The sequence below is a fragment of the Paracnuella aquatica genome (assembly GCF_003332885.2).
Taxonomy (GTDB): domain Bacteria; phylum Bacteroidota; class Bacteroidia; order Chitinophagales; family Chitinophagaceae; genus Flavisolibacter; species Flavisolibacter aquaticus.
Genome location: NZ_QOWJ01000002.1, coordinates 61,041 through 79,353 on the forward strand (window position 1 = coordinate 61,041; position 18,313 = coordinate 79,353).

Annotated in this window: 15 protein-coding genes; 3 read left to right on the forward strand and 12 right to left on the reverse strand. The window is 49.5% G+C overall.

Going from position 1 to position 18,313, the window contains the following annotated elements; translation table 11 throughout:
• Positions 1-50 precede the first annotated feature (50 nt).
• Both DRJ53_RS05000 and DRJ53_RS05005 read left to right on the forward strand, forming a co-directional pair.
• Positions 51-1,391: a hypothetical protein gene (locus DRJ53_RS05000; RefSeq protein ID WP_206609722.1), complete on the forward strand. Its 1,341-nt coding sequence runs from the start codon at positions 51-53 to the stop codon at positions 1,389-1,391.
• Between the two features lie 299 nt (positions 1,392-1,690).
• Positions 1,691-2,413: a YoaK family protein gene (locus tag DRJ53_RS05005; RefSeq protein ID WP_114234512.1), complete on the forward strand. Its 723-nt coding sequence runs from the start codon at positions 1,691-1,693 to the stop codon at positions 2,411-2,413.
• Between the two features lie 20 nt (positions 2,414-2,433).
• Here the strand turns inward: DRJ53_RS05005 and DRJ53_RS05010 are convergent, their stop codons facing one another.
• The 12 genes from DRJ53_RS05010 to DRJ53_RS05065 form a co-directional block, all read right to left on the reverse strand.
• Complete coding sequence (locus tag DRJ53_RS05010; RefSeq protein WP_114234513.1) at positions 2,434-4,974, reverse strand: cation-translocating P-type ATPase; 2,541 nt, start codon at positions 4,972-4,974, stop codon at positions 2,434-2,436.
• 196 nt (positions 4,975-5,170) lie between these two features.
• Positions 5,171-5,743: a DUF417 family protein gene (locus DRJ53_RS05015; protein ID WP_114234514.1), complete on the reverse strand. Its 573-nt coding sequence runs from the start codon at positions 5,741-5,743 to the stop codon at positions 5,171-5,173.
• Between the two features lie 45 nt (positions 5,744-5,788).
• A complete protein-coding gene (locus DRJ53_RS05020; protein ID WP_114234515.1) occupies positions 5,789-6,250 on the reverse strand; it encodes a DUF983 domain-containing protein in 462 nt (153 codons plus the stop codon).
• Between the two features lie 6 nt (positions 6,251-6,256).
• Entirely contained in the window at positions 6,257-7,144 is an 888-nt protein-coding gene (locus DRJ53_RS05025) for an AraC family transcriptional regulator (RefSeq protein WP_114234516.1), read from the reverse strand.
• A 249-nt stretch (positions 7,145-7,393) separates the two neighbouring features.
• Positions 7,394-7,756 (reverse strand): hypothetical protein, encoded by a 363-nt coding sequence (locus DRJ53_RS05030; RefSeq protein WP_114234517.1) that lies wholly within the window; start codon positions 7,754-7,756, stop codon positions 7,394-7,396.
• 15 nt (positions 7,757-7,771) lie between these two features.
• The gene (locus DRJ53_RS05035) at positions 7,772-8,164 is read right to left on the reverse strand and encodes a hypothetical protein (protein WP_123893372.1); all 393 of its coding nucleotides are present in this window, start codon (positions 8,162-8,164) and stop codon (positions 7,772-7,774) included.
• Between the two features lie 98 nt (positions 8,165-8,262).
• Positions 8,263-9,402, reverse strand: a complete 1,140-nt coding sequence (locus tag DRJ53_RS05040) for an amidohydrolase family protein (RefSeq protein WP_114234519.1) — start codon at positions 9,400-9,402, stop codon at positions 8,263-8,265.
• A gap of 58 nt (positions 9,403-9,460) precedes the next feature.
• Entirely contained in the window at positions 9,461-12,274 is a 2,814-nt protein-coding gene (gene polA / locus DRJ53_RS05045; protein ID WP_114234520.1) for a DNA polymerase I, read from the reverse strand.
• 393 nt (positions 12,275-12,667) lie between these two features.
• On the reverse strand, positions 12,668-12,856 hold the full coding sequence (locus DRJ53_RS05050; RefSeq protein ID WP_114234521.1) for a hypothetical protein: 189 nt from the start codon (positions 12,854-12,856) through the stop codon (positions 12,668-12,670).
• A gap of 91 nt (positions 12,857-12,947) precedes the next feature.
• Positions 12,948-13,706, reverse strand: coding sequence for an SDR family NAD(P)-dependent oxidoreductase (locus DRJ53_RS05055; protein WP_114234754.1), 759 nt, complete (start codon positions 13,704-13,706; stop codon positions 12,948-12,950).
• A 77-nt stretch (positions 13,707-13,783) separates the two neighbouring features.
• Positions 13,784-14,188, reverse strand: coding sequence for a VOC family protein (locus tag DRJ53_RS05060; RefSeq protein ID WP_114234522.1), 405 nt, complete (start codon positions 14,186-14,188; stop codon positions 13,784-13,786).
• A 212-nt stretch (positions 14,189-14,400) separates the two neighbouring features.
• A complete protein-coding gene (locus DRJ53_RS05065; protein ID WP_114234523.1) occupies positions 14,401-17,193 on the reverse strand; it encodes a PQQ-dependent sugar dehydrogenase in 2,793 nt (930 codons plus the stop codon).
• A 188-nt stretch (positions 17,194-17,381) separates the two neighbouring features.
• Here DRJ53_RS05065 and DRJ53_RS05070 point away from each other — a divergent pair, with 188 nt between their 5' ends.
• On the forward strand, positions 17,382-18,128 hold the full coding sequence (locus DRJ53_RS05070) for an NUDIX hydrolase (RefSeq protein WP_114234524.1): 747 nt from the start codon (positions 17,382-17,384) through the stop codon (positions 18,126-18,128).
• Positions 18,129-18,313: the final 185 nt, after the last annotated feature.

The window sequence follows — 18,313 nt, forward strand, 5'->3', positions numbered from 1 at the left end:
CACGAACCGGACACGCACCAATTAAAAACACATCTGCTAAAACATTTTTTATGAAACTCAATCAAATCTCCCGCATCGTAATGGCTGCAGCGCTGCTGGGAAGTGTAACTGCTGTTACTGCTCAAGAAGCAACAAAAGAAAGCGACCGTGAGTATTATGGACGTCCTTCTTTCTGGAGACCAAAAGATAAAACAGGCATCAATGTATTTGAAACCACAAAAGAACACGACACCATTCCTTTCCAGGGTCTTCGCTTACGCCTCGGTGCCGGTTTTACCCAACAATATCAGAACCTAGACCACAGAACAAAAAGCAGTGTGCCTTTGTACAAAATGGGACCTGGTTTTAACCTGGCCATGGCCAACCTGATTACCGACGTACAACTGGCCGATGGCATTCGCTTGGACCTGACTACGTATCTTTCTACCCGTCACCACAATGAAGCCTGGGTAAAAGGTGGGTACATCCAGTTCGACAAACTGCCCTTCAATACACCGTTCTTTAACAAGCTGATGGAATATGCAACCATCAAGATCGGTCACATGGAAATTAACTATGGCGACCAGCACTTCCGCCGCTCGGATGCAGGCCAGGGCATTTACAATCCATTTGGTGAAAACCTGATCGCTGATGCCTTCTCTACTGAAATAGGCGGTGAAATCTACCTGCAGAAAAAAGGAGTGTTTGGTATGGTAGGTGTAACCAATGGTACCATCAACTCTTCTATAGGCAAACAAGCACGTGACGGAAGCGGCGACTCTACTAAATATCCTGCAGTTTATTTTAAAGCAGGTATTGATAAAAACGTAGGCAAAGCCCGTGTACGTTTCACCGGTTCTGCTTACATCAATAACAAATCTCAGCGCAACGTACTGTATGCCGGTGACCGCGCAGGTTCTTGGTACTGGGGTGCACTGGAGCCCGCTGCTGCACAAGGCTTTACCACCGGCCGTTTCACTCCCAACTTTTCGAGAAACGTACAGGCTGTGATGTTGAACGGATTTGTAAAATATGGTGGCCTCGAATTCTTTGGAACTTACGAAACTGCTAAAGGTAACGCTGGTAACGCTGGCGATGCTACCAAAGGCATCATTGCTGATCTTGACAAGCGCACCATGAACCAAACCGCTGTTGAAGGTCTTTACCGCCTTGGTGCCCGCGAAAATGTTTATGTGGCTGCCCGCTACAACACTGTAAACTCAGAGTTGCCTGGCTACACTGAAAAAGTAAACATCAACCGCACTTCACTGGCTGCCGGATGGTTCCTGACCAACAACGTGCTGCTGAAAGGCGAGTATGTAATCCAGAAATACAATGATTTCAAACCCACTGACATCCGCTACGGTGGCAAGTTCAACGGATACGTAATTGAAGCAGTAGTAGGCTTCTAACCGCCTCATGTGTTTTTCTTCTACATCAGGATAGCCTTCGGGCTATCCTGTTTTTTTTAAGCATGTTCCATTTGCACCATGTTATTGCAACAATGTTATTGGATAAATAAAACGCACCGGCCAACAACAACGCATGCTATCTTATTTGCTTTATGAGGAACAACCCAAAGGCCGCCTGCAACAGGTGGCCTTTTCTTTTTACATGATATACTCGATGCAAGGATTGCTGTTGGGCTGATGTATGCAGTAGCTTTGCACCTGTTGCTCCTCGCCTTCCATTACCTTTAATAAAAGCAGTTATGTTTCGGCACAAAGGCAAAAGCAGAACCCTGGCGCACAACCTGAAACTGGCTTCCCTGCTTTCATTTGTGGCTGGCATTGTAAATGTAAGTGGCTTGTTTGCCGTGCAGCGGCTTACCACCAACGTTACGGGCCACTTTGCATTCTTTGCCGATGAAATGTCGCAAAAGCATTTTGGACAGGCACTCATTTACCTGCTCTATATCCTTGCTTTTTTCCTGGGCGCTTTTTGCTCCAACCTGCTGGTGGAGCTTATTTCAGGTAAAAATGCGCGGCTGGTAAATACAGTGCCGGTTGCCATTGAAATAACCATCCTTTCCTTTGTGGCGCTGCTGCATCCGGCGCTGGTGCTGCAACATGCCGATGCCATTGCCTGCCTGCTGCTGTTTGCCATGGGCCTGCAAAATGCACTGGTAACATCCTTGTCCAATGCAGTGGTGCGCACCACGCATCTTACCGGCCTCTTCACCGACCTGGGCATTGAGTTGTCGCAGGTATTTTTTTATACAAAACCCGAACAGCAACAAAAACTGTGGGCATCCATCCGGCTGCGGCTGACCATCATTTGCTGCTTTTTCTTAGGCGGCATTGCGGGCGGGCTGGGCTATACAATTGCAGGCAATCATATTTTGCTGCTGGCTGTGGCCACGCTTATTGTGGCCCTTATTTACGACAGTATAAAAGTGCGGGTAGTGCGCATCCGAAGAAAGTATTTAGGCTAACGGCTACCTGTATGCGCAGATTAGCGAGTTGTTGCAAATGATGTCTGCGGTTGCACGCCGTTCGGTTGCCGCAGCCGCTTGATCCCTTTTACCAGCTCGTACCAAATCACCGAAACAAAGCCGGTAACGATACACACCAGCAACTGGCTTTTACTCAACGGCGCAAATTCAAAAAAGTTGGTGAGCGGCTGCACCAGCAGCAACAAAGCAGTGAGCACCACAGTGCCACCAATGATCAGCAGCACCAGGTTATTGCGGTAGCGCAGCGTGGTAACAACAGAATAATAAAAAGACCGGTTGACAAGTGTAAGAAAAATATTGGCGGCAATAAGGACCGTAAATACCATGGTGCGGGTTTGCGCTTCATCTAACCCATGCCCCACTGCGTACTGGTATGCGTATAACGTGCCTGCGGTAATGGCCAAGCCCTGCACAATGCTGGTGGCCAGTTCTTTTGCATTGAAAAAAGTATTGGTAAATGGCCGCGGTGGCTGCGTCATAGTATTGGCTTCCATCGGTTCGTTTTCAAACACAATAGAGCAGGTGGGCCCCATGATCAGCTCGAGGAAAATAATGTGCACCGGTGAAAAAATATTGGGATACACCCAGCCCAATGCCAACGGAATAAACACCGTAAGGATGATGGGGATGTGTATGGAAATAATGTATTGAATGGCCTTTTTGAGGTTGGTATAAATGCGGCGGCCCATAGCCACCGCATCCACCATTTTCGATAGATCATCTTCCAGCAGCACCAGCGATGCGGCCTGCCTTGCTATTTCGGTTCCTTTTTTACCCATGGCAATGCCAATATGCGCCGCTTTCAACGCAGGCCCATCGTTCACGCCATCGCCGGTCATGGCCACAATTTCTCGGTTGGCCTTTAGTGCATTGATGATGCGGAGTTTTGCATCGGGAAACATGCGGCTGAATATATTGGTGCTGGCCACTTTTTGTTGCAACTCATCCTGCGAAAGTTGCATCAACTCATCGCCGGTAAGTGCATGCTCGTGGCCTCTGAAATTTATTTGCTGCGCAATGGCTGCAGTGGTGGCTGCATTATCGCCGGTAATGATTTTTACAGCAATGCCGGCGGTATAAAAATCATTTAGCACGGCACCGATATTTGCCTTTGGCGGATCGTAAAATGCCACGAGTCCTTTGAATACAAAAGGCAGTTGCTGTTGCTTTTCGGGATAGCTTTCGCCTTCAAAAAAACTTTGCCCCACACCCAGTACCCGGTAGCCTTGTGCCGCCAATGTTTCGATGGCATCTGATACTTTTTGTTGCACTTCTGCATTTGGATGACTTACCGCCAATATTGCTTCCGGCGCACCTTTGGCGGCAATGATGCGCTGCCCTTGTGCATTGCCAAACACATGCGTCATCATGGGTGGTTTGCCACTCAATGGGTACTCGTGCTGCATTTGAAACTGTGGTCGCTGGTCGGGCGTAGGCAGGTTGGCGTAGGCGCTGTGCAGCGCCAGTTCCATGGCATCAAACGGTATGGGTTCGCTGGCCCACATGGCCACTTCAACCAAGGCCATTTCATCTGCGTTCAGCTCTTTTTCAGGATCGGCTATCCTCCCCGATTCAACCGAAAAAACTTTAGCGAGCCGCATTTTGTTTTCGGTGATGGTGCCGGTTTTATCCACGCAAATGGTAGTAGCGCTGCCCAGTGTTTCCACTGTTTTCATTTGCTTCACCACAATGCCCAGCCTCATCAGCCGCCAGGCACCAATGGCCATAAACGTGGTGAACGCAACCGGTATTTCTTCAGGCAAAATACTCATGGCCAGTGTGAGTGCTTTGAGCAGGCTATCGAGCACTTGCCGGCTTTGGAAATAATTGATGCCCCAAACAACCAAAAACACCACAACGCCAATCACCACCATGCGTTGTACAAAATGATTGATCTGCAGCTCCAGCGGTGTTTTTTCGTCACCAATATCTTCGAGGCTTTTGCCAATTTTACCCAGTTGCGTTGCATCGCCAATGGCCGTAACTTCAACAATGGCCAAGCCGCTGGCAACCGTAGTGCCTTTGTACACTAAATGGTCTTCCTGCGCAGCATCTTTCGCCACCGGCAACGATTCGCCGGTGAGTATGGACTCGTTGACCGAAAAATCGTTGGATTGAATAATGGCGCCATCGGCTGCAATGGCGGTGCCCTCCGAAACAATTAGGTTGTCGCCCACTACTAAGTCGGCGCTTACAATGTCTTGCTGCTGGCCGTTGCGGATAACGGTGCACATGGGTTGTGTAAAGGCTTGCAGTTTTTCCAGCGCCATGCGGCTCCGCGAATCTTGGTACAGCGAAATGGCGGCCACCAGGATAATGGCTGCTGCTAGGAAAATACCATCACCAATTTCGCCACTGATAAAATGTATGGTAGCGGCAACCAGCAGGAGCACTACCATCGGTTCCTTTGCCAGGCTTTTCACGGTGTTGAGCAACCGATTTTCCTTTCGATGTTCCTGCGTGTTGCGGCCAAACTTATTTCGTTGCACCAATACCTTTTCGTCGGTAAGGCCCTGTATATTGAAATGAGTTTTGACCATACAAGTGTGGGTTGTTGTACAGCGGCATCAACAGGAAACTTTATTCACGGAATAATACCGCTGTTGTTAGGTACCAACAATTTAACGCAATCGCTTGAGCCGGTACAGAGTAATGGTCTGCATGATTGCCATTAATGAAATAGGCAGCACATTATCCTGCACACCGTTCCACCATCATTTACACATGTTGTTTTGATCAATACCTTTTCAATAACCGTCGTGCAGAATCAGATGCACAGATCAAACCTGCGGCCATCATGATCACATCTTTGATCACCAGCCGGCCGGCACCCGACAGGTATGGAAAGCCGTACTGCGGCGTAGGAAAATCACCGCCCAGGTTGGGCACATATACTTCGGGTGTGGTAATTAAAAATGAAAGCGTAACCACCGACATACCAAACGTAAGCAGGCCACCAATTACACCCAGTTTTGCATTCCAGATGCCCATCAACGTAATGATGCCAATGATGATAATAACTGCTCCCAAGCCATACGAAAAAATATAAGTGCCGTTTGCCCGGTGCCAGTCAATATTTTTCTGAACGGTCTTGCCTTCGGGGTTTTTATATTGGTTGTATTCCGGCGCTTTTTTGGTATAAAAAAAACTCATGAGCGGACTGTTGGCCACAAAAGGCACAATGCCATCAGCCTCGTATTGAAACGCTTTTAACCCACCAATCCAAACCATTACAATAAAGATGGCTACACGGGCCAGGTGAACAAAATTGGCCTGGCTACGTGCCAGCATTTTCAAAAAGTTTTTCATCGTGTTCCGTATTAAAAAATAGAATGCAAGGGTGCACAGCAGCGGCTACCAGTTGTTTTGCTGCTCTTTGTTTACGTTGTATTGCAGCACCACATCGCCCTTGTGCCAGTTGGCACTGTAGCGCACAAAAAATAAGAGCCAAACGGTGCGGGATATGCGCATCAGCGGCGGCTGCAATGCCACCAGCAAAACAGCATTCACGCCAATCCACCAGAAAAAGCGGCTGTCCTGCAGGCTGAACCCGATGAGCAGCCACCACAGCGCAAAAGTGAGCACGCTGAACAGCACTGCCAGCACATAACTGATCATGTTGGTGCCATAGTAAAACCCGGGTTCCATGTCAAGCGGCTGGCCGCAAACGGGGCAGCTTTCGTGCATCTTCATGGTGTGTTTTAGGTTGTACGGATTTTTGTATTGAAACATATCGCCCCTTCTGCAGCGGGTGCATTTCGATTGCAAAATGCTCCATACCAAATTGGGTTTATGATCGAGGTTTTGTGCGCACATAGGACGTTAATTTATTTGGTTTAAAAATGTTTGCCGGAACGCCTCAGGTGTAACACCTGCATTTTTTTTAAAAAAGCGGTTGAAATAAGAATTGTCCTGGAAGTTGAGGTCGTAGGCAATTTCGGTAACGGTCATTGATGCATTGGTGAGCAGCCTTTTTGCTTCCAGCAAAATGCGGTCGCGAATCAGCTCACCGGCGGTTTTGCCCAACAGATCCTGGCACAGTGCATTGAGGTGATTGGGCGTAACGTAAAGCAGATCCGCGTACTCTTTGGGCAGCCTGATGGTGCGGAAATGCTGGTCGATCAGTTGCTGAAAATTGCGCAGCAACATTTGCTTTTGCCGCGGCACGCTGCTCGCTTTTTTGCCACCACAATTACGGTCGATGGTGATGAACAGCTCCAGCAATTTTAAGCGGATGATGTCGATGTGTTGTGCATTGGTCGTTGCCAGTTCGGCAAGCATGCCTTCGAACAAAGCCACCACTTGCGGCTGCAACGCCTGCGGCAACTGGCAAACACCGGCGGTTGCATTGCCGCTGAAAAATGAAAACTGGTCGAGGTAGCGGCTGTTGTGTAAAAACGAGGAAAACAGGGCTTCGTTGAAATGTACAATAAAGCCATCTACGCCTTTTTCAAAATGCCAGCTGTGCACCTGGCCGGGAACCATAAAATAGATCTGCATCGGCTTTACGGTAAACTGTTCAAAGTCGATGGTGTGTGTGCCGCGGCCCGAAGTAAACAGCACCAGGTGAAAAAAAGAATGGCGGTGCGGCAGGTGCAGGTTTTGGTAATGCTTGTGCAGGTAGGCGCCAAACCGCTCAATCAACAGGTCTTTTTGCGACCGTTGATCAATGGTACAAATATCGTACACCGGAATGGAAGCCTTTGCCATAGCCATTTCTGTTTACTACGCAAAGGTACCAATGAACCTGCGGAAAGGGTGGCACTTTACACCGGTAAGATGGCACTTTTTACCGATTGGGTGATTTTTAACGATTGCTGTAACAGATTGGGCAAAGCCAATTTTGTAACAACAATTAGGGGCTTTAGCGTCCCATTACGTGGGGCACCAGCTAAAAAGTTTGACAACATTGCGCATTCCTATTAAATGAAAAAAGGCACTTAGTAGTGCCTTCTCTAACTAAATTTTCCCTTTGCTATTTTGCCAGAAGCTGTGTGTTTTTTTGCCGAGTACTTTCTTTTTTACTTTCATTACAACAGTTTCTTTTTTCAACGTTGGATCAACCATTGGTGTAATGGTATCGTGGCCTTTTTGAATATGGAATGGCGGTTCGCGGCGCTTCTTTTCAAATACAACGATACTGTCGTAGAAAGCAATTGAATGAATGTTTTTGGTAATCTCATCAACCCTGATTTTTCGGTTGTCGTTGATATGCCCATCGTACAAAGAGTCAATCAGGTTTTTTGAATACTCAATAAAGCTTTTGCTGTTTTTATACCCGCCATGAAACTCGTGCCAGTAAGATGTATGGGTATCTTCCACAATGTACAGCCCGCCTTACTTCACCTTCAAATATAACTGTTCAAAAGATGTTTTTTGCTGTATCATGGTATGCCCGCCATCATCAATAATGATATCGAGTTCGGGCATCTGTGCACTTACTTGTTGTAAAAAGTCCGGGTCGCTTTGCGAACCGATGAAAATGGTGGTATTCTCTTCTTCCAGTTTTTTACAATCTGGGTTGATGTCGATGGCATAAATATGCACCTGTTCACCAAAGTATTTTTTCCACAACTGTATGGAGCCGCCATGCGAAATGCCGATCTCCAAAATGTTTATCCGCTGTCCTCTATATGCTGCAAAGTACCGTTCGTAGATTTCGAAATAATGATCCCATTTATGAATAAGCTTACCGTCATGTTCGTAAAATATTTCTCTGATCGTTTTCATTATAATCTGTAATAGTTAAAGGTTTTTGCTGCTATTTATGTATCTGTATGGTATCTAGTTGTAATGCTTACTTATATCTTAACGAACAATCAGCAGGGTTATTTTGGAAACAGCGATGCATCCAGCCCCGGTATCAGCTTTAAAGCATTTTTGTAATACACTTTTTTCAATACTTCATCGCTTAAGCCCATGCCATACATGGGCCAGAATGCGTGGTACTTTTTGTGGTATGGAAAATATTCATCTTCTGTTTCCAGCACCCGGAAGTAAGTAGCGTATTCGGCCGGCACCCAACTGTCTTTACCAAACAAAATGCGGTCCTGGTATTTGTTAAAAAACTGTTTGGCCATGCGTGGCTGGCGGCCCAGTTCGGCAATCACAGCGCCAAATTCCACATACATATTGGGCATGGCATCGAGCAGGGTGCCCAGGTGTGCCAGGTCGTTGGGGTACCAGCCAAAATGTGCTGCAATGAAGTTGGTTTTCGGGTGCCGCTTGATGATGTTGTGCTGTTGCTGGATCAGGTCGGCCCAGGGCGCAGGATCGGTATCGCTGCGTTTTCGGCCAGGGTTGGTCAGCAACTCCAGCAGTCGTTCGTTGTGGTCGTCGGTATCATCCCAAAACTGTTTCGGATCGGCGGTGTGTATCAACACCGGGATGCCCAGCCGGCCGCATGCAGCCCAAACCGGGTCGAGCCTTGGATCATCAACCCGCAGCATTTTACCATCGGTATCTTTAAACGAAAAGCCCAAGTTTTTATACACTTTCAGGCCTTTGGCGCCGGCCTTTACATCGGCTTCCAGTTGGGCCACTGCATTATCGGCCCAGCCCTTTTCGCCCACACCTGCAAACGATACATTGGTGAAGACTACTAACCGATTAGGCGTTGCTTTTTTTGCATTGGCAACAGCACTCACCAGGTACTGGTGATCGTTCACATCAAACACACCATTGGTATTGCGGAAGCCGCGACCACTCAGGTTTACCATCACCTTCATGTTGAGTGTATCCATTTGCCGCAGCAGTGCAACTAAGTCCTGGTTGGGCATGTTGTATTGATGATTGTGTACATCAATAAACGGGAACTTGGCTTTGGTTACCACCTTGCCCGGCACCACCAGCGATGAAGGCGGATTGTAGGTTTCAAAATCAATAGAGCGCCGGCCATTGGCGGCTTGACCTAAAGCACCTTGTGCCAGCAAAAGGGTACCGATGAAAAACGATGCAGCAATTTTCATGAACAGTTGTTGTGGGATGGTAGAAAATAAAACCATAGTCTATAAACTATAGACTCTTCTAATGCGCTTCCAGCCAGTTGCTGCCTTCACCAACTTCGGCCAGCACCGGGATGCCATTGGGCAGTTCCATGGCCGATTGCATGCAATCAAGGATTACGGGCTTCACGGCTTCCAGTTCGTCTTTGCATACATCAAACACCAGTTCATCGTGCACCTGCAGCACCATGCTGCTTTTAAAACCATGTTGTTTAAATGCAGCGTGCACCCGCACCATGGCCAACTTGATCATGTCGGCGGCGGTGCCTTGTATGGGCGAATTAATGGCGTTGCGTTCGGCAAAACCACGAACCGTAAAGTTGGCCGAGTTGATGTCGCGCAGCCAGCGTTTGCGGCCCATTACCGTTTGCACATAACCGTGCTTGCGTGCAAACTGTATCATCTCATCCATGTACCGTGTAACGCCGGAAAATTCTTTCTTATAGTTGTCGATGATTTCTTTTGCCTCGCTGCGGCTGATGCGCAGGTTTTCGGCCAGGCCAAATGCACCTTGCCCGTACACAATGCCAAAGTTTACACTCTTGGCTTTGTAGCGCATTTCCTTGGTCACTGCATCTTCGGCTACGTTGTACACTTTGGCTGCAGTGGCGGTGTGTACATCCTTGCCTTTGCGGAATGCATCGCTCATTGCTTCATCGCCGGAAATGGCAGCCACAATGCGCAACTCTATTTGCGAGTAGTCGGCGGAAACCAGGATGTGCTCTGCATCGCGTGGAATAAATGCCTTGCGTATTTCGCGGCCCCGCTCGGTGCGGATGGGAATATTTTGCAAGTTGGGATTATTGCTCGACAAGCGGCCCGTAACGGCTACAGCTTGCGCAAAAGTGGTATGCACCCTGCCGGTTTTTGCATTGATCAGTTGCGGTAACGAATCAACATAAGTAGAGCGCAGCTTGGTGTACTCGCGGTACGCCATGATGTCGTCGGCCACTTTGTGTTCGGTGGCCAGTTTGGTCAGCACATCTTCGCCGGTGGCATATTGACCGGTTTTTGTTTTCTTGGCTTTGGGGTCTAGCTTCAGGTGCTCAAACAGTATTTCGCCCAGTTGTTTGGGCGAGCCCAAATTGAATTTTACCCCAGCAGCTTCATACACCGCTTCTTCGTGTTTGCGGGCTGCATCTTCCAGCACTTTGGAGTAATCCTGCAAAAACTGCATGTCGATGCGGATGCCTTCAAACTCCATATCTACCAGCACCGGCGCCAATGGATTTTCCACTTCGTCAAACACGTTTTGCACTTCCATTTTTTGCAACTCCGGCGCAAACACCTGTTTCAACTGCAACGTAATATCAGCATCTTCAACAGCGTATTCTTTTATTTGCTCCAGCTCCACGTCCCGCATGGTTTTTTGGCCCTTGCCCTTTTTACCTATCAATTCTTCAATGGGTATAGGCTTGTAGTGTAAATATTTTTCGGCCAGCAAATCCATGCTGCGCTTGCCTTCGGGCTCAATCAGGTAGTGGGCTAGCATAGTGTCAAACTTTTTGCCTACCAGTTCCACATCATACCATTTCAATACCAGCATGTCGTACTTCAGGTTTTGCCCAATCCATAGTTTGGATGGATCGGCAAACAGGGCTTTAAAACGGTTCAGTACTTCTTTGGCGGCCGCTTTGTTGGCAGGCACCGGCACATACCAGCCGTGGTGCGGTTTTATAGCAAATGATAGCCCGACAAGCTCGGCCTGGTTGGCATCAATGGAAGTGGTTTCGGTGTCAAATGAAATTTCGGTTACGCCTGCCAGTGAGTTGAGCAATGCAGCAAATTCACCTTCACTTTCCACCAGCTCGTAGTTGTGTTCGGTATCGGCGGCGGTACGCAGGGCGCCGGTAAAGGCAGCTTCTTCGCTTTCATCACCATCGTTAGTGGTAGCGTCTGTTGGCGCACTAAACAAATCGGCCTGTACGCCGCGGCTTTTGCGCGGAGCGGCGTTTTCAAATGCGTCTTCGCCCAGCAGCCTGCGGCCAATGGTGCGAAACTCCAGTTCGCCCAGTATTTCTTTTAACCCTTCTTTGTTCCACTCTTTCAACCGGAAATCTTCTTCATGAAATGCTACGGGCACATCGGTAATGATGGTAGCCAGGCGTTTGCTCATGAGGGCTGCCTCGCGGCCGGCACGGATCTTTTCACCCAATGCACCTTTGATGCTGTCGGCATTTTCGAGTATGGCTTCCAGTGAGCCCCATTCGCCAATAAGTTTACAAGCCGTTTTTTGACCCACACCTGCAATACCCGGAATGTTATCCACGGCATCGCCCATCAGGCCCAGCATGTCTATTACCTGCTGCACGTTTTGTATGCACCATTTATCGCAAATTTCCTGCGGCCCCAGCACCTCGGCATCGCCGCCCTGGTAGCCCGGTTTGTAGATCTTTACTTTTTCGGTTACCAACTGGCCGTAGTCTTTATCGGGGGTAACCATGTACACATCGTACCCCAGTGCTTCGGCCTGCTTGCTGAGGGTGCCAATCACATCATCGGCTTCAAAGCCGGCGCTGTCGATCATGGGAATATTCAGCGCGGCCAGTATGCGGCGTATGTCGGGGATGGACGCAGAAATATCTTCGGGAGCCTCTTGGCGGTTGGCTTTATAATCGGCAAAATCGGAAGTGCGCCCCACCGGCTCGCCGCCCTCAAAACACACCGCCATGTGGGTGGGCTTTTGGTTGTTGATGAGGTCGATCAGGGTATTGGTAAAGCCAAATTGTGCGTTGGTGTTTTTTCCTTTCGATGTAACGCGTGGGCTACGGATCAGGGCATAGTAAGCCCGGAAGATCAGCGCCATCGCATCCAGCAGAAATAGTTTTTTCTCCATAGGTTACGAAGGTAGCATTCGGGGCTGCATTTTGGTACAGGAGGTTGCGGTGGGAATTTTGAACCACGAAGGCACGAAGAAGGGAAGAGGCACAGAGAGATTCGTTTTGCAAATGCTGTTTAATGCTGCTCTAGGATATGATGTAAAGTTTTTGATAGTGTGTGGAGATGCTGAAACGAGTTCAGCATGACAATCGAGAGCATTGTGAGTGTATCCTGCATTGGATAATTCAAGAGGGCTTTATTTCAACATACCCAACTTGTGTTTCATTTTTTCCTTTGTGCCTCTTTGTTGCTTTGTTCCTTTGTGGTTCAAAATGAAAAACCCCGCATTACTGCGGGGTTTCCCTGGTATCGCTTAATTAGGGGGAAGGGACATTGTTTATTTCGAGGCTCAGTATTGTTTGCCCATCGAATCTGCCGCTTTTGCAACGGTCAGTGGCGGTGTTGTATCGTGTTGGACTGTCCACTGCCTTACGGTTGTTGCTTCAGGCTTGTTCAGGTCTACAAAGTTTAAGTAAAGTGCCAGCAGCAATAAGCCAAAGGCGCACAGGTTCAAAATTGAACGAAATGGGTTTTTCATAAATGCAGGAGTTGGATATGGTTGTAAAAATAAGGGAAACAACTTATCCGCGGCAAATGGTGTTTGCCTATTTTTCGACAAAACCCCTTTTTTACAGGTTGATGCCGCCCGAAACCTCGATGCGCTGCCCGTTGATCCATTTGGCGTCCTCGCTGCACAAAAATGCCACCACCCCGCCAATATCATTGGCTTCGCCTACGCGTCCCAGTGGGCTTTGGCTCGATAGAAAACCTTTCATCTGCGGGTTGTTGCGGATGGCTGCATTGTTGAAATCGGTCTCAATTGGTCCCGGTGCTACCACGTTGCAGCGGATGCCGCGGCCGCCGTATTCTTTTGCCACGTATTTGGTGAACGTTTCAATGGCCGATTTCATAGACGAGTACACCGAATAACCAGGTACGCAAAACCGCGTGGTACCGGTGGAAATGTTGACAACGGCGCCCCCATCGTTCATGATGTTGAGTGCTTTTTGCGTGAGAAAATACACGCCTTTGAAATGCACATTTACAAAGTTGTCGAAAGCTTCTTCGGTCATTTGTGCAATCGGGATGGTACCGCCGTGGCCGGCATTATTCACCAGGTAATCGAAGGTTTGCACACCCCAGTTTTGTTGCAGGGTTTGCTGGAGCAGCTGCAAAAAACCATCAAACGAACCGATGTCGCCTACATTCAGTTGCAGTGCCTCGGCTTTGCCGCCAAACATCTTGATGGCTTCAATCGTTTCCTGTGCGCCTTCGGCCGATTGGTTGTAAGTGATCACTACATCCATGCCTTTACGGGCACAGGCCAGCGCCATGTCTTTGCCCAATCCACGGCTGCCGCCCGTGATCAATGCGATGCGAGGTATCATACGGTTGCATTTTAATTGCAGCAATGCAGCAAACATCATGCTTGCGGGTTGCTGCTGCTTTTTTTGTAACCAAAATTTTACGCACCGGTTGTTGCAGTGGGCTCAATCAGGTCCCACAGGTTGCCATAGAGGTCGGCAAAAACCAGCACCTTGCCGAATGCCTCCACCGATGGCGGCCGCACAATGGTGATGTTGTGCTGCAACAGGTTCTGGTAATCGCGGTCCAGATCATCGGTGTGCAAAAACAGGAACACACGGCCGCCCGTTTGGTTGCCCACTCTTGACGACTGTTCTTCGCTGGCGGCTTTTGCTAGCAGTAGCCCGCAGCCTTCCGATCCTTTGGGCCGTACCCGCACCCAGCGTTTGGTTTCGGAAAGCACGGTGTCTTCCAGCAGGTCAAAACCCAATTTGTTTACATAAAAATTAATGGCTTCGTCGTAATCGGCCACCGCCAGGGCTATTTGTGTTATTTGTTGGCGCATGTTTTACTCTGTTGAACACAATGTTACGGAATGTGGCTGCGGCAATAAAAAAGGAAAGCATGGTGGCTTTCCTTTTTTATTGCAACTCATCGTGTTTACAACCAAAATATTCACGCGATCGATTTGAACCTATTCAATCAATAGCATATTTACAGCTATGCATGCCTGTTAGTTGTATTAAAACAAACGGCGGTTGTGAATAGCGCCTTTTTTTACCGCATCATCGTTACTGAAGCCGCTGGCTTTGCTTGCACATCAATGCTGTTGATCTGTACAATCACCTGGTTGGGACCAGCCTTTTCGTTTTTAAAAATAAAAAACAGCTTGTGCCTGCCCGTAGCGCCATTGATCGGCAGTTGAACGGTCTTTGTTGCCTGCCCGGCTGCTATTTCGGCGGTTTGCCCGGCTAGTGTGCCATCGGGGCCGTCCAACCGTAGTTCCACCACGCCGCCAGCTGCCGCGGCGCGGGTGCCAGCCGATGCTTTTACCATAAATGCATTGACGCCCGTGAGGTCAATATCATCAAAAGCCAGGTATGCGCCGTTGCCTTCCATGTACAGCGCCTTGCCTGGTGTGATCACTTTATTGAAACCTCTAGTTTCATCGGCCAGTTCCGGGTCGAGGCTGGGGTGGCGCAGCACCAAAATTTCTTCGCCCACCAGCGGCGTCATGGCTGCGGTGCCCTTATCGCGATAAGCGGCCCGCAAAATATAAGTGCCCCGCTCTTTTTGTTCTTCCGCCGGTTTGATGGCATAAGTGCTGCGCACCGGCGCCGATTTTACCGCCCCTTTTTTATCGCCAATGGCCAATATATATTCGACCATGGCGCGGCTGTCGGCAGTGCTTAGCTGCGGGTGGGCACTCATGGCATGGTTGCCCCACACGCCGCTGCCACCTTTGATGATCTTTTGCGCCAGCGTTTCCACAGCGCCGGCTTTGCCCTTGTATTTCTGCGCCACTTCCAGGTAGCTGGGCCCTACCGAACGCTTGTTGGGCATGTGACAGCTTTTGCAATCGTTTTTACCAACAAGTATCTGGCCGGTAGTGGCAAATGCCTGCATATCGGTGCCGCGGTGCGTGGTGGCCGCATCAATCTGGTCGTAGCCAAGCGGCAGGTAATCAATGGAAACCGCTACCTGCTGCGGCAGTATCTTGCCATTTTGCAGCGAGCCGTCTTCTTTATCCTGCACTTTCACGGCGTATTTCAGTTGTGTGCCGGGGAAATAAAAAGTTCGGTTGGCACCGCTCAAATCAAAGTTTACAGCGGGCGGCTCGTTGCCCACTTTTAGGTCGAGCGACTTGGTGCTTTTGGCACCCTGTGCATCGGTAACGGTCAGTGTTGCTTTGTAGGTGCCGGCTTTTGCCAGGGATAGTTGCGGGCTGGCTTCGCGTAAAATTTTCGTTTGTCCCCCACCGGTAATTTTCCATTCATATTTTAGTTCATCGCCATCATAATCTTTAGTGCCGGTAGAAAGCAATTGGGTTTTAAACGGCAGCGCTCCGCTTCGCTTCGTTGCCAACACTTCTACCACCGGTTTGCGGTTGCCACTGTTGTATTCAATGCGCACCAGCCTGGCGTTTTCGTTGCCTTTGAACCATGCCGATCCGTACTCCAGCACATACAGGTCGCCGTCGGGGCTAAAATCCATATCAATGGCAGAGGAAAAATTTTGGTCTGGTAAAAAGCGCTCCATGCCTTTATAATTCCCGTTGTCATCCATACTCACCGCCATGATCCAGCCGCGCATAAAATCAACAATAAACCATTTGCCTTCGTAGTACTCGGGGAAAGGGCGTTTGGCTTTTGCAAAATCTGCCTTGCGGTAAACCGGCCCGCCGGTGGCGCTTCGGCCTGCAGCACCCAGCATCGGAAATTCGTCGGAAAGACCATACGGATACCAGATCATAGCCGGTTGTGCGGGTGGCAATTCGGTTAGCCCGGTATTGTTCCTTGAAGCGTTTACCGGCTTTGCCGCATTAAACGGCGCCCCATACGAACTGTCATCGTGGTTGTAAGCGATGTAAGGTTTGTTGTCGCCAATGAAATAAGGCCAGCCAAAATTGCCGGGGCCTTTTGCCTGGTTAAATTCATCGTATCCACGCGGACCGCGTTTGCTGTCGTTCGAGGCATCGGGGCCCACCTCGCCCCAGTACAGAAACCCAGTTTTGGAATCGATGGAAGGCCGCCAAGGGTTGCGGTGGCCCATGGTATAAATTTCGGGACGGGTTTTGGGTGTGCCCTTCGGAAACAGGTTGCCTTCCGGAATGGTGTACGAGCCATCATCTTCGGGGTGGATGCGCAGAATCTTTCCCCGCAGATCGGCCGTGTTGCCGGGTGCCCGCTGGTCGTCGTTGTTTTCGCGGCCGGGCCGGTCGTCGAGGTTGGAGGTGCCCACCTGCGGGTTTACCGTATTGTTGCCCACGGTCAAAAACAGGTTGCCCTGCTGGTCGAAGGCCATGCCGCCGCCGGTGTGGCAACATTCTTCGCGCTGCGTGGGCACTTCCATCAAAACCTTTTTGCTGGCAGCCACCAGGTCATCGCCTTTCAATTCCCAACGGGCCAGTACGTGCTTGCTGTCGGATGGGTCGGCGTAATAGAGGTACACCCAATTGTTTTGGGCAAACTTCGGGTGGGCCACAATGCCCATCAGGCCTTCTTCGGCTTCGCGAAGCTGGCCTTGTTTGTTTTTGTATTTGGTGTTTACCGGGATGGTTGCCAGCAATTTTACCGCACCGGTTTTGGGGTCAACGGCTTTTACACCGCCCTTGCGTTCCACAATCAGCACACGGCCATCGGGCAAAAAAGTCATTTCCATGGGCTCGTCCAGCTTACCGGCATCGGTAAGGGCCACTTTGGAAAAGCGGTTGGCATCGGGTGGCGTGCCTTCCACCGGCGGGGGTTTGTAGGCAGCAAAACCAAAATAAAGCGCAGCAGCAAATGCAGGCAGGAGCAGTAACCGGGCCGCTGAGTGCAGCTTGCGGTGGTGGGCAGCAAATCGTTTCATGTGGGATAAAATGAGGAATCTAAATTTATTGTTTTTACGCCATGCCGCAGATTCCGTCGGCAGCGGGTTGCCAGTTTTTTTACAGGTAAATAAAATTAAAACCGCCTATGCGTTGAATTTACACAATGTAAACAAATTAGGTTATTTCTCTATGCTCTGCTATTCGTTTGTTTGCTTTTCTTTGTTCCATGTCACCAACCGAGCTTGCCGCCCCTTCTTTTTTTACCGAATACCTGCCCCATGTTTCTGTGGATTGCGTGGTTTTTGGATTTGATGCCAAAGGGCTGCAGGTATTGCTGCTAAAAATGAAACACTGCGATGACTGGGCGCTTCCGGGTGGCTTTGTGCGGCAGCAGGAAGGGGTGGAATCGGCGGCCACGCGGGTGCTGCAGGAACGTACGGGGCTCGAGCAGGTTTTTTTGCAACAGTTCCGCGTGTTCAGCGAGCCGCGGCGGTCGGCGGCCAATAAATGGACCAGCGAGAACGAGGACCTGCAAGCGTGGCTGAACCAGCGCTTTATTACGATTGGTTTTTATGCGCTGGTGCCTTTCGAAAAAGTGGCGCCGCAGCCCGATTCCATTTCGGATGCCTGCAGCTGGTGGAACCTGGCCGATGTGGGTAAACTGATGCTGGACCACAACGCCATATTGCACAGCGCCCTGGAAGCCCTGCGCCTGCAGATGCGCTACCAGCCCATTGGCTACAACCTGCTGCCCGAAAAATTTACGATGCCCGAATTGCAAAAGCTGTACGAAACGGTGCTGGGCCAAACTCTTGACCGGCGCAACTTTCAGCGCCGCATGCTCGATTTTGGATTGCTGGAAAAACTACCCGAACGTAAAACCGGCGTGGCCCATAAAGCGCCCTTTTATTACCGCTTTAATAAAACGCAATACGATAAAGCGTTGGAAGAAGGTTTGGCGGGGGGATGGTAGGATGAGTCGGAAGACGGAGGTCGGAAGAAAGACCGGAAAGTCAGTAAAGACAGTAAAGACGGAAAAGAAATGTTTTATAATTAAAAAGTCCTGCAAGTAGCAAAGCAAATGCTGGCTACCTGCAGGACTTTATTTCATTAAAAAGCCGCCTGTTGTCTTCGGACCTCGGTCTTCCGTCGTCGGTC